General features: G+C 38.7%; 12 protein-coding genes. All 12 read left to right on the forward strand.

Annotated elements, in window-relative coordinates; all coding sequences use genetic code 11:
- Window positions 1–5 precede the first annotated feature (5 nt).
- The 12 genes from ACLRVU_RS07500 (at window position 6) to ACLRVU_RS07555 (ending at window position 12525) form a co-directional block, all read left to right on the forward strand.
- Entirely contained in the window at window positions 6–2123 is a 2118-nt protein-coding gene (locus ACLRVU_RS07500) for a penicillin-binding protein (RefSeq protein ID WP_412891399.1), read from the forward strand.
- A gap of 226 nt (window positions 2124–2349) precedes the next feature.
- On the forward strand, window positions 2350–2505 hold the full coding sequence (locus tag ACLRVU_RS07505) for an MATE family efflux transporter (RefSeq protein WP_412891400.1): 156 nt from the start codon (window positions 2350–2352) through the stop codon (window positions 2503–2505).
- Window positions 2506–2509: 4 nt separating this feature from the next.
- Window positions 2510–2752 (forward strand): MATE family efflux transporter, encoded by a 243-nt coding sequence (locus tag ACLRVU_RS07510; RefSeq protein ID WP_412891401.1) that lies wholly within the window; start codon window positions 2510–2512, stop codon window positions 2750–2752.
- Between the two features lie 201 nt (window positions 2753–2953).
- Window positions 2954–3205, forward strand: coding sequence for a hypothetical protein (locus ACLRVU_RS07515; RefSeq protein ID WP_412891402.1), 252 nt, complete (start codon window positions 2954–2956; stop codon window positions 3203–3205).
- Window positions 3206–3256: 51 nt separating this feature from the next.
- Complete coding sequence (locus ACLRVU_RS07520) at window positions 3257–5170, forward strand: penicillin-binding transpeptidase domain-containing protein (RefSeq protein WP_412891403.1); 1914 nt, start codon at window positions 3257–3259, stop codon at window positions 5168–5170.
- A 236-nt stretch (window positions 5171–5406) separates the two neighbouring features.
- Entirely contained in the window at window positions 5407–6381 is a 975-nt protein-coding gene (gene mraY, locus ACLRVU_RS07525; RefSeq protein WP_412891404.1) for a phospho-N-acetylmuramoyl-pentapeptide-transferase, read from the forward strand.
- Window position 6382: 1 nt separating this feature from the next.
- Window positions 6383–7729, forward strand: coding sequence for a UDP-N-acetylmuramoyl-L-alanine--D-glutamate ligase (murD, locus tag ACLRVU_RS07530; RefSeq protein WP_412891405.1), 1347 nt, complete (start codon window positions 6383–6385; stop codon window positions 7727–7729).
- A gap of 41 nt (window positions 7730–7770) precedes the next feature.
- A complete protein-coding gene (gene spoVE / locus ACLRVU_RS07535) occupies window positions 7771–8847 on the forward strand; it encodes a stage V sporulation protein E (protein ID WP_412891406.1) in 1077 nt (358 codons plus the stop codon).
- A 33-nt stretch (window positions 8848–8880) separates the two neighbouring features.
- Window positions 8881–9969, forward strand: coding sequence for an undecaprenyldiphospho-muramoylpentapeptide beta-N-acetylglucosaminyltransferase (gene murG, locus ACLRVU_RS07540; RefSeq protein WP_412891407.1), 1089 nt, complete (start codon window positions 8881–8883; stop codon window positions 9967–9969).
- A gap of 10 nt (window positions 9970–9979) precedes the next feature.
- Window positions 9980–10891, forward strand: coding sequence for a UDP-N-acetylmuramate dehydrogenase (murB, locus tag ACLRVU_RS07545; RefSeq protein ID WP_412891408.1), 912 nt, complete (start codon window positions 9980–9982; stop codon window positions 10889–10891).
- Between the two features lie 3 nt (window positions 10892–10894).
- Window positions 10895–11656 (forward strand): cell division protein FtsQ/DivIB, encoded by a 762-nt coding sequence (locus ACLRVU_RS07550; RefSeq protein ID WP_412891409.1) that lies wholly within the window; start codon window positions 10895–10897, stop codon window positions 11654–11656.
- 32 nt (window positions 11657–11688) lie between these two features.
- Complete coding sequence (locus tag ACLRVU_RS07555; protein WP_412891410.1) at window positions 11689–12525, forward strand: GNAT family N-acetyltransferase; 837 nt, start codon at window positions 11689–11691, stop codon at window positions 12523–12525.
- Window positions 12526–12553 lie beyond the last annotated feature (28 nt).

Raw genomic sequence — 12553 nt, forward strand, 5'->3', positions numbered from 1 at the left:
TTGATATGAAGAAGATCAGTCATATTAGCCTGCTGCAGCTTGCCTTCGGCGCTGTTTTTTTGGCGTTAGCTTTAAATGTCATTTATTTATCTATCAGTGGGGTTCATTTTATCAGCGGCAAAAATATTCGTGACTTTGCTACTGGGAACGGAATTACGACACGTACCCTTTATGCCTCTCGCGGAAGTATTTATTCTGCTGATAATGAATTATTGGCTGGGGATATCGTTTCTTATAAATTGGTCGCTTATTTAAGCGAAACCAGAAAAGATATTGGTGATGTTCCTGCCTATGTTACCGATCCAGCTGCCTATGCGAAAGCTTTGTCGCCTATTTTAAATATGCCTGAGGAAGATATGTTGGAGATTCTTCAATCAGAAGGGCAATACTTAGTCGAATTTGGAACCTACGGAAATGATCTGACTCCGGCAACAAAAAGTAAGATCGAAGCCTTGGGATTATCCGGATTAGAGTTGACAGCACAAACAAAACGTAATTACCGTTATGGTGATTTTGCTTCTTATATTTTGGGTTTTGCCTCTAATAATGAAGAAGAACATGAAATTATTGAAGGAAAGATGGGGCTGGAAGCAGTCATGGAAGAATATTTAAAAGGAAAGAATGGAACGATCCAGTATTTAACCGATTCCTTAGGATATAATCTGCCAAACGGTATGACCAATAAAATAGACGCTAAGAATGGAAATGATGTCTATTTAACCATTGATACCAATGTTCAGCGTGATCTGGAGCTGCAGGTCAATAACTTAGCCCAAGTGGATACGGTTGAATCCGTGTGGGCGGCAGTGATGGAGGCCAAGACCGGAAAGATCTTAGCCATTGCGACATCTCCATCATTCGATCCAAATGTCAAAGATATTGAAACGTATAATGATCCTTTTATTAATACACCACACGAAGTTGGATCAGTAATGAAACCGTTTGTTTATCTAACGGCATATGATCAAGGGGTGGATTTGAATCAGACATTTATGTCAGGAAGCTTTGATGTCGGGGATGGCGGACAGTATATTTCTGATTGGAATTTAAGTGGTTGGGGAACCATGAGCTTAAATGACGGACTGATCCGTTCGAGTAATACAGCCATTGCAACTATTTTAACAAACTATGTTTCTAAAGAAACTTTGCGTGATAAATACTATAAATTAGGGTTCTTTCAAGATACCACTGTATCAGGACTGCAAAGTCAAGCAGGATTAGATAATATGGATGGTTCATTACGTGATTTTATTTCTGCCGGTTTCGGACAGTCTTCAAGCTGGACAGCTTTAGAAATGTTGAAAGCATATTCGGTATTTGCCAATGACGGATGTACGGTAGATCCTTATGTCGTGGATTATGTATTAGACAGTGCGACAAAGTCTGTCGTCTTAAAAACAGAAACAAAGAAAAGTGATAAAATCTTCTCAAGTGAAGCGATTGAACATGTTAAATCGTTGATGTCAGAAGTTATTAATAATCCCGAAAAAGGATCAGGAACAGCTTTTAAAATGGATGATATTCATCTGTTTGGAAAAACAGGGACCGGAGAATTAATCGAAAATGGGGCTTATGCCAGCGGAAAATACACATATTCATTAGCTGGGCTTGCTCCTTATGACGATCCGGAGATTATTGTGTTTACAGGAATGCGTAGCCGTGATGTAACCGAAGCGCGTTTTGTAGCTCAGCCGGAATTAGTCAAAACAATGGTGCGCAGTGCCCTGTCAAGCCTGAATCAGAAAAAGACCGGTACAACTAGCCAAAGCAACTTGGAATTTACATTAAATAACTTTACCAACCAAAGCGTTGATTATGCCCGCAGTATGGTCGAATACAACAAAGCCAGTGCAGAAGTGATCGGTGACGGTCAAACCATCATTGATCAATTGCCAAAAGGCGGACAAAAAATAGCGGTTAACAGTAAAGTATTCTTGTTGAGTGACGGATCCAACATTACTATGCCGGATATGAGTGGCTGGTCAAGAAAAGATGTGTCTTCATTTTGTTCCCTGACCAACATGAATATTCAATTTAATGGAAGCGGCTCGGTTACGAGTCAAAGCATACCGGAAGGAACGGCAATCACAAGCGATATGGAAATTAGTGTGAATGCAACTTAAAATAGTGATTCTCCCTTAACAAGTCATTAAGATATTATATAATATTAAGTGCTTGCTTTGCGGGTAAGTCATTTATAAGAAATGACACGCTGGATAAGGCAATAGATTGAAATATCTGTTGACCTTGTCCGGTTTTTTTACTATTAAGGGGGAATATAACGGATTTTTAAATGGTAAAATAAAACCACTTTATCTTAAATAATTATCTGCTGCTTTTGGCAGTGCCTTGATCACTTCGATCTATTCGATTGTCGATATGGCGATGGTTGGACAATATCAGGGACCGGAAGGAACTGCTGCTTTAGCGGTTGTGGCTCCTATTTGGAATATTATCTATAGTTTAGGGCTAATGATGGGAATCGGGGGGTTCTGTATTATTTAGTCACTTGAAAGGAAAAAGCAATCATCAGGAAAATGAAAATGATGATTTTATGGCTGCTTTTATTGGTTCAATCCTATTAGGCATCGTAGCTTGGCTGATCTTCATTCTTTTTGAACGTCAGCTTTTAACTGTGTTTGGGGCAGAGGAGAATCTATTACCGTTAGCACAGCACTATTTGATTCCGATCAAGTTTATCTTTCCATGTTTTTTGCTCAATCAGATGCTGGCTGCTTTTTTTACGCAGTGATCAGAATCCGGATCTGGCAACAGTGGCCGTTTTAATCGATGGTATCTTTAATGTCTTTGGTGATTACTTCTTTGTATTCGTAATGGATATAGGATCTTCGGTGCCGGACCTGCAGCTGTACTGGGTTCACTCATAACGCTTGTTTTCCTGCGGACTCATTTTATCAGTAAGAAAAATACTCTGAGATTGGTCAGACCAGCAATGGGATTTAAGTGTTTTAAAGAAATTTTTTCAACTTATTATTTTCAGGCAGTGCTGGAGCCTCGCATTGTGCTAATCGTGTCTATCATGCGAGGTATGATTATCAGCGGTATTTTGATTGTCTTGCTGCCAAGCTTATTTGGCACTTCTTTAATTTGGTGGGCAATGCCGATTACTGAGTTGTTGGTCAGCGTCTTTGTGATGTTCGTGATGAAGCGCACAAGCGGGCATTTATCCTATATATCAAATTAAACTGGTCTAGATGACCGATTTTTTTCATATTATTTAGGGGTGGTGATCATAATGCTGTACGAAATATCTAAAAAGAAAATGAAATACATAAAATACGGAGCCATCTTTATTTGTTTATGTATCATTTTGAAACTGTTTTATATTCAAATTGTAAGTTACTACACATTAAGTGAAAAGGCAACGACACTGTGGCAGAGAAGTTTCCCGATTGAAGCAACTCGTGGTGAGATTTTAGATCGTAACGGCGATACGATTGTCACAAATCTTACTACTTCATCTTTAGTTGTGATTCCTTCACAGATCAAGGATCCAATCAGTGCAGCCAGTGCCCTAGCACCGATTCTGCAATGCGATGAAGCCACGCTGCTGACGAAGCTTTCTAAAAAAGTTTCGATTCAGCGTATTTCACCAGAAGGACGTCAGTTAAGCGAAGATCAGTCTCTTGCGATTGATAATCTTAAAATTCCCGGGGTATACCTGATCAAAGATACAAAGCGTTATTACCCGAATGGCAATTATTTGGCACAGACCTTGGGATTTGTTGGAATTGATAATCAGGGACTGGCAGGATTAGAGCTGAAATACAATGATTATCTAAGCGGGAAGAATGGCAGCATTGAATATTATATGGACGCTAAAGGGAATAACCTGCCAATTTATTCTTCGGATTATGTCTATCCGACAAACGGGATGGATATTGAACTGACCATTGATAATCGTTTACAGGACATTGTGGAAAGGGAATTAAACAATGCCTATGATACGTATAATCCCGATGGCATTTGGGCATTGATGATGAATCCTAAAACCGGTGAGATTCTATCCATCTGTTCTAAACCGGATTTTGATCCTAATCATTATCAGGATTATGATTCTTCAACGTATAATCAGAATATTCCGGTATGGAAAACGTATGAACCGGGATCAACTTTTAAAATTATTACATTCGCCAGTGCTTTGAATGAAAAGTTATTTGATATGGATAAGGATACGTATTATGATAAAGGCTATGAGATCGTCGGCGGGGCTAGGATCAAATCATGGAAAGCCGGCGGACATGGTCTGCAGACCTTCCGAGAAGTCTTGCAAAACTCTTCCAACCCGGGGTTTGTTGAAATTGGAAGACGTTTAGGAAAGGATAAGCTGTATCAGTATGTGCAGGATTTTGGACTAACCAAAAAGACGGGAGTTGATTTAGTCGGAGAAAGCAGCGGGATCATGTTTAATTATGATAAATTCGGTCCATTGGAACAGGCAACCGTTTCATTTGGTCAAGGAATTTCGATTACGCCGATCCAGCTGGTGACAGCGGTTAGTGCCTGTGTCAACGGAGGACATTTAAATCAGCCATATATTTTGAATAAAGTCATTAATCCTTATACAAAAGAAGCCATCTATGAAGCAGCCACAACACATGTTCGTGATGTCATCAGCGAAGAAACATCGGCTTTAGTACGTGATGCTTTGGAAGGTGTAGTCGCAAACGGCGGAGGTAAAAATGCTTATATTGAAGGATATCGTATCGGTGGAAAAACCGGAACAGCTCAAAAGGCAGTTGATGGAAGTTATGTTGGCGGAGGATATATTCTTTCCTTTTTAGGTGTAGCTCCTGTTGATGATCCGGAAGTTGTCCTGTATATTGCGATGGATAACGCCAAAAATTGTGTACAATACGGAGGGACAACTGTCGCGCCGATTGCAAGAAAAATCTTGGTCGACGTCCTAAATGTCTTGGGGGTTGAAAAAGTAACAGAACAAAAAGAAAAGACGTATACATGGATGGATATTCCAAAATATACAGTAGATCAATATATCGGTTTAAGTAAGAGCGAAGTCAAGAGCGATCATTTCAAGTTTAAATATGTCGGTGAGGGAGATACCGTGATTGACCAGCTGCCGCGCGTAAATGAAAAACAAGAGGATGGTTCGACTATCATCATTATGCTAGGGGACTCTGATTCGTAGAGTCCTCTTTTTTAGACTTGTATATTGTAAGAAAGTATTGTACAGTGAAAACAGCAAGGTGAGACTTGTTTAAAATAGAGGAAAACTATTCATAAAGGTGTTTTTAAAAGATAGGAATAGATAAAAATTGGTGAGTATAAGCGATAAATCGCTGAACGATTAATTTTTGCCTTTGATTGAAAAGAGTGCGTGTTTATGGTAATATGGTTAAGGAAATTAAATAAAGGGGAAATACGATGGAATTCATGAAAATATTTTTCAGTTTTATATTAGGATTCATAATTACATTTATTGCTATGCCGCGTTTCATCCCGTTTCTAACTAAATTGAAATTCGGTCAGGTAGAAAGAGAAGAAGGACCAGAGAGTCATAAAATTAAAGGTGGAACACCAACAATGGGTGGAATTGTTTTCATTGCGGCTTCAGTGATTGCAGTTTACTTGACGTTTCCATCATACATATTGGATCCAACTGTAGGCTTAATCACGTTAATGTTTGTAGGCTATGGTTTGATTGGATTTATAGATGATTATTTAATCGTCGTTAAAAAGACAAATTTAGGTTTGTCAGCTGCAAAGAAATATTTGATGCAGTCTATTTTAGCGGTCTTATTTTATGTTTTAGCACTAAACTTCGTACCAGGTTTTTCAACCGTCATTACGATTCCGGTGATTCGTACATCAGTAGATATTGGTTTCTTATATCCGGTTTTAGTGTACTTTATGTTTACCGCAACATCAAACGGCGTGAACTTATCGGATGGACTGGATGGTTTAGCGACCGGATTGTCAATGGTAGCGATCGCTCCGTTTGTTATTTTTGGATTAATGAGTAAGACGTATGCCATCAGTGTTTATGGAATGGCGGTGATCGGAGCATTGCTTGGATTTATGATGTATAACTATCACCCAGCTAAAATCTTCATGGGAGACAGCGGATCGCTTTCTTTAGGGGGATTGCTGGCTGTACTGGCTATCTTTGCTAAACAAGAGCTTTTATTGTTGTTAGTGGGTGGTGTGTTTGTTGTTGAAACATTATCAGTTATTATTCAGGTAACAAGCTTTAAACTAACCGGAAAGCGTGTCTTTAAAATGGCGCCGCTTCACCACCATTTTGAATTATTAGGATGGGCAGAACAGCAAGTTGTGATCTCATTTTGGCTAGGTGGATTCATCTGCGGAATGGTCGGGATCGTCTTAGGAGTGTTATAGCATGTTGAAAGATAAAAAAGTATTAGTCTTAGGTCTTGCTAAAAGCGGGTTGGCAGCTACTCGTCTTTTAATTAAACTGGGGGCTTTAGTCACAGTTAATGAAGGAAAAGAAGCATCTGAATTGGAGGCTTACGATGAGCTTTGTACGATGGGTGTGGAAGTCATTGCCGGCAGCCATCCGGATGAGCTTTTTGAAAGAGACTTTGATTTTGTTGTAAAAAATCCGGGCATCAAATATACAATGCCGTTTGTTTTACGTTTGCAAGAACGAAATATCCCAATCTATACAGAAATTGAACTGGCTTTTCAGGTGGCTTTACCACAGCATTATGTGGCGATTACCGGAACGAATGGTAAAACAACCACAACGACTTTAGTTTATGACATCGTGCATTCTGTTCATTCAAATACATTTGTAGCCGGAAATATCGGAACCCCTTTATGCGAAGTGGTTTTAAATGAAAACTTATTAGAAAGTGCCGGAAATTATATTATTATCGAGATGTCGAATTTCCAATTGCTGAATATTGAAAAGTTTAAACCGGAAATAGCGACGATCATTAATCTGACACCGGATCATTTAGATTACATGCGAAGTGTAGATGAATATTATGCTTCAAAAATGAGAATCTATGAAAACCAAAATGAAGAGGATTACTTTATCTTAAATAAAGATGATGCAACGATTGCCGATTATATACGACGTTATCCGATTCATGCTTCAATTATTCCTTTTTCTATGGATTCTGAAGATATGGTATGCATTAAGGAAAACACTATTTATTATGACAGTGAACCGATTTTAGCGGTGGAAGACATTCGCTTAGCCGGAAAGCACAATGTACAAAATGTAATGATTGCCTTAACGATCGCCAAATTGCTGGATATTCCATTAGTGGATATTCAAAAAGTGATTCGTGAGTTTAAAGGGGTAGAACATCGTGTTGAGTTTGTGCGTGAACTCCATCAGGTTCGTTACTACAATGATTCGAAAGCAACGAATACCGATGCAACAATCATTGGGATTAAATCATTTAGTGAACCTTTGATTTTATTATTAGGCGGATTTGATAAGGGACTGGATCTGACGGAATTAAAAACCTATACAGATCAAGTTAAAAAAGTTATCTGTTTTGGTGCCGCTGGCAAACGTTTTGCGAAAACGCTGCAAAATGATTGCTTGCTCGTTCATAATTTAAAAGAAGCTACTTTAAAAGCAGCAGAGATTGCGGAAGCGGGAGATGTCGTGTTATTATCGCCTTCTACCAGCAGTTATGATGAATTTACCGGCTATGAACAAAGAGGTCGCTGCTTTAAAGAAATTGTAAATTCGCTGGAGTGTGAATAAGTCACACTCTTTTTTTATATATTATAAATGGGTGAAAATATATGAAAAAAAAGCGTTTGTTAATAGCCACTTTAATTTTAGTCGCAATCGGATTAGTCATGGTGTACAGCTCCAGTCATATCTGGGCAGAAGCCAAATTCAATGACAGCTTCTATTATATTAAAAGACAGGCTTTATTTGCCGTAGTGGGTTTAGTGGGGATGTTTTGTACGATACATATTGACTATCATTTCTATCAAAAACATGCCCTTAAAATTTTAATCGTTTGCTTTATTTTGTTAATACTGGTTCTGATTCCCGGATTAGGAATGGTGCGTGGAGGATCACGTTCTTGGTTTGCGATCGGTTCTATTTCACTGCAGCCTTCCGAACTCTTTAAGATCGGGATGATTATTTTCGCAGCCAAGTATATCAGCATTTACTATCATTATTTAAAAAAAGCGCGTTATGCATTAACTTTGTTGGTAGTAGCTTTCCTAGGCTTTGCCTTAATCATGCTTCAGCCTGATTTTGGAACCGGAGTAGTTATGCTGGCAAGCATTGTGATTATGATTATCGCTTCTCCGTTTAAGTTTATTTATTTTGTTTGGCTGGGTATTGGCGGTGTTGCTGGATTAGTTGGATTGATTGCTTCTGCACCATATCGATTAGCACGTATCGTTGCCTATTTAGATCCTTTCCAAGATCCATTGGGGAGTGGTTTCCAAATGATTCAATCCTTATATGCGATCGGTCCCGGTGGTTTATTAGGAGTAGGTTTTGACAACAGTGTACAGAAGCATTTCTATTTACCGGAACCACAGACCGATTTTATCTTTGCTATTATCTGTGAAGAATTTGGCTTGATTGGTGCCGGGTTAGTCGTCTGTCTGTACCTTTATTTAATTATTCGAGGGGTTCGTATTGCCCTTGATTCAAAAGATTTATTCGGTACTTTTCTAGCTTTGGGGATCACTGCAATGCTCGGTATTCAGATTATGATCAACCTAGGCGTAGTCGTGGGATTATTCCCCGTTACCGGGGTAACATTGCCGTTTATGTCATATGGTGGAACCAGTTTAACCATCGTAATGACCTGTGTGGGAATATTAATAAATATTGAACAATTTAACGGATAATATGATATACTATGAAGTTGAGGAGTGATGAATATGAAAATCATCTTTGCGACAGGAGGAACCGGTGGACACTTATATCCGGCGATTGCTCTGGCAAAATATATAGAATCGCATTATGACTCAACAGAATTTTTGTTTGTTGGGACAACGAATCGTTTAGAATCGAAAGTCATCCCGGAAATGGGATATGCATATAAAGGAGTTCACGTTTTAGGTCTTGCAGGAAACCCGCTGCAAAAAGCAAAAGCCTTAGGTGTTTTCGCGGCATCGCTTAGAGTGACGAAGAAGATCGTAAAGGAATTTAAACCGGATCTAGTCATTGGATTTGGAGGTTATGTCAGTGCATCCATCGTGATGTCAGCGAGTTCATTAGGCGTAAAAACGATGATCCATGAACAAAATTCATTGATCGGCTTAGCCAATAAAATCTTGATTAAAAGAGTAGATAAGATCATCTGCTGCTATGATAAGGCTTATGAAAATTTTCCTAAAGAAAAAACACTTTTATTAGGAAATCCTCGTGCGACAGAGGTTGTAGCAAGTAAGAAAGATCCGGAGGTCAAAAAGAAATATCATTTAGATCCAAGTAAAAAAACAGTGCTGATCGTTATGGGCAGCTTAGGTTCAGCAACCGTTAATGATATCTTAAAAGACACAGTTGAGAAATTTAAAGATAAAACCTATCAGATCATTTTAGTGACAGGAAAAAATGGCTATGATAAAATGATTCAAGAAGTTAAACAGGTACCGCATAACGTATCCATTGTACCTTATATTAACGATATGCCAAGTTTGCTGAGTGCTTGTGATCTTGTTGTTAGCCGTGCCGGTGCATCTACAATTGCAGAGTTAACGGCTTTAGGATCAGCGATGATCTTGATCCCAAGTCCCTATGTAGCAAGCAATCATCAGGAATACAATGCGATGGAACTTGTGAATAAACAGGCAGCTAAAATGATCAAGGAAAATGAATTGACCAGTGATCGTCTGATTGAAGAAATCGATACTCTGTTTAATGATACATTTACATTAGTTACAATGAAAGAAAATGCAAAGAAATTAGGAAAAGTCAATGCCTGCAAAGATATTAGTAAAGTCATGATGGAGTTGATTGGAAAGTAGAGGAATGCTTATGAATTTTGAAGCGATTATCACACAATTAAATGAAGCAGAAGTGGGGGATATTTTAGAATTTGAACCCATGTATAAACATACTACCTATAAAGTCGGGGGACCGGCAAGGGCTTTTATTGAAGTTAAAGACATTCCCGCTTTACAAACGATCATGAAAGTAATTAAAAAACATCGCATCCCTTATTATGTCATTGGCAGGGGATCCAATGTTTTATTTTCTGATAAAGAATTTGATGGAATTATCTTATCGTTGAATCAGTATTTTAATAAGATTGAGATTAGTGACCAGACCGTTATCGCACAAGCCGGTGCTTCGGTGATCAAGATGGCATTATCTGCGGCTAATCATGGATTAAGTGGTTTGGAATTTATTTCCGGTATTCCGGCAAGTGTCGGTGGTGTTGTCTATATGAATGCAGGGGCATATTTAAGCGATGTCGCTGCTGTGCTGTCAGAAGTAACCCTCTTAAATGGAACCGGCGATATTGTGACTTATAAAAATGAGGAGATGAAGTTTTCTTATCGCTATTCAATCTTACAGGATCATCCGGATTGGGTAGTGCTGGAAGCTAAATTTGAATTGATGCCAGGCGATAAAGAGGAAATAAAAGAAGTTATGAAAAACCGCAAGGCAAAACGTATGGCTACACAGCCTTGGGATCGCCCTTGTGCCGGCAGTGTTTTTCGTAATCCCAAAACGCATCCGGCATGGAAATACATTGATGAATGCGGATTACGCGGATACAGCATTGGACATGCGAGAGTATCAACAAAACATTCTAACTTCATTGTCAACAGCGGTTATGCTTCTGCTCAGGATATAAAAAATTTGATCGAACATATTCAATCTCTTGTGATGGAACGCTTTCAAGTGGAGCTGCATACTGAAGTGCGCTTTATGAACTGGTAAATCATGAGTAAGAAAAAGAAGCAGAGAATCAACGAATACGATCAAAATCCAGCAGAAACGATTAAGAAAACCTATAAAAAGAAAAGACGTGTCAGACGTTTGCGTGTGTTTTTAATCCTGCTTATTGCGGTAGCTTTAGGTGCTTATTTCTACAGTCCGTATTCCAGACTGCAAACGATTCATATTTCCGGTAATCATTTCATCAGCAATGAGGAAATCCAACAGGCGATGAATTGTGATGAGGACAGCATTCGCTTATTTTGCTGGTCATCAGCAATCAAGGAGCGTGTCAACAAGATTCCCGGAATTAAAAGCGTTGCGGTAGAAAAGAGTATTTTTGACGGATTAACCGTTTCTATTACCGAAAGTGCCCCCATCGCTTATCAGATGCAGGAAGGAAGCGCAAAAGTGATCTTTGATAATGGAACGATGAAAGACATCAGTGATTCGGAACTTATTCGAAAAGTACAGTCTTTACCACAGCTGAGTCAGTTTAATGATGAAGATATCTTAAAGCAGTTTGCGGAGAACTTTGCCCAAGTCGATGAGAGTGTCCGTACTCAATTATCGGATATTATGTTTGAACCGCAAGAGAGCGATCCTTTAAGAGTGAAGCTTTTAAGTGATGATAATAAAGAAAGCTATGTCCGTATCGATGATATGGTCTATCAATTACAATATTATAATACGGTGGTGAGTCAAAACTCGGAAAATTGTTATTTTGATTTTCTGGGAGGACATGTCTATCAGCGTGCCTGTGATTAGGGAAACCTAATCTTTTTTAGAAAGGAGAAATTATGAAAGCAAAACGCTATGAACCAAACGAATTTTATGAACGCTATCAAGAAGAATTATTAAGGAAAGAAGCTGTATATCAGCTGATCATTACCAACTGTCAAAGAGCGATGGAGGATCCGCTATCAGACTGCTTGATCGGAACTGTTGAGGATGATCAGAAAACTTATCTGTTTTTTCAATATACCCGCCCATATCGCATGCTGATCCATGCGCTCAATGAAGTCAGTGCGGAGATGATTCAGACGCTAATTGATTATTTGAAAATAGAAAAGATTGAAATTACCGGAATCAATACATCAAAAGAAATTGCCGATTTATATTTAAAAATCAGCGGTATCAAAGACTATCAGATTCGTACTAAAATGGATATCATGGAATTGAAAAACGGCGAATTAATCGAGCAAATTTCGACAGGAAAGCTAATTCATGCGACTCTTGACGATCTTGATTTTGCTTTGTCTTGCTATGAGGGGTTTTATGAAGACTGCTTCCATGAGGAAGTCGATGCAGAAAGTTATCGCCCGACGATGAGCCACCATATTGAAAATCAGGAACTCTTCTTTTATGAGGTTAATGACAAGAAAGTGGCAATGTGTGCAATTACACGTCAATTACTTCGCGGGGTGTCTGTCGGAATGGTCTATACCTTACCCCAATATCGAGGGCATGGCTACGCTAAACAGATGATGAGTGAGCAGGCTAAAGTCATTTTTGCTCGTCAGAATGAGTTTGCCTGTCTCTATGTCGATCAGAATAATCCGATTTCAAACAGAGCCTATAAAACGATCGGTTATAAAATAATGGAAGATAAACAAGATATTGTTTTCGCAATTTAACGAAGATGATAAAATTTAGTCAGATTTT

Origin of the sequence: Beduini sp., assembly GCF_047239305.1 — a bacterium.
Classification (GTDB): domain Bacteria; phylum Bacillota_I; class Bacilli_A; order Erysipelotrichales; family Coprobacillaceae; genus Beduini.

Excerpts from the sequence above, each read along its gene's own strand:
- ACLRVU_RS07500 (WP_412891399.1), top strand. The coding sequence starts at position 6 with ATGAAGAAGATCAGTCATATTAGCCTGCTGCAGCTTGCCTTCGGCGCT.
- ACLRVU_RS07515 (WP_412891402.1), top strand. The coding sequence starts at position 2,954 with ATGGGATTTAAGTGTTTTAAAGAAATTTTTTCAACTTATTATTTTCAG.
- ACLRVU_RS07520 (WP_412891403.1), top strand. The coding sequence starts at position 3,257 with ATGCTGTACGAAATATCTAAAAAGAAAATGAAATACATAAAATACGGA.
- mraY (WP_412891404.1), top strand. The coding sequence starts at position 5,407 with ATGGAATTCATGAAAATATTTTTCAGTTTTATATTAGGATTCATAATT.
- murD (WP_412891405.1), top strand. The coding sequence starts at position 6,383 with ATGTTGAAAGATAAAAAAGTATTAGTCTTAGGTCTTGCTAAAAGCGGG.
- spoVE (WP_412891406.1), top strand. The coding sequence starts at position 7,771 with ATGAAAAAAAAGCGTTTGTTAATAGCCACTTTAATTTTAGTCGCAATC.
- murG (WP_412891407.1), top strand. The coding sequence starts at position 8,881 with ATGAAAATCATCTTTGCGACAGGAGGAACCGGTGGACACTTATATCCG.
- murB (WP_412891408.1), top strand. The coding sequence starts at position 9,980 with ATGAATTTTGAAGCGATTATCACACAATTAAATGAAGCAGAAGTGGGG.
- ACLRVU_RS07550 (WP_412891409.1), top strand. The coding sequence starts at position 10,895 with ATGAGTAAGAAAAAGAAGCAGAGAATCAACGAATACGATCAAAATCCA.
- ACLRVU_RS07555 (WP_412891410.1), top strand. The coding sequence starts at position 11,689 with ATGAAAGCAAAACGCTATGAACCAAACGAATTTTATGAACGCTATCAA.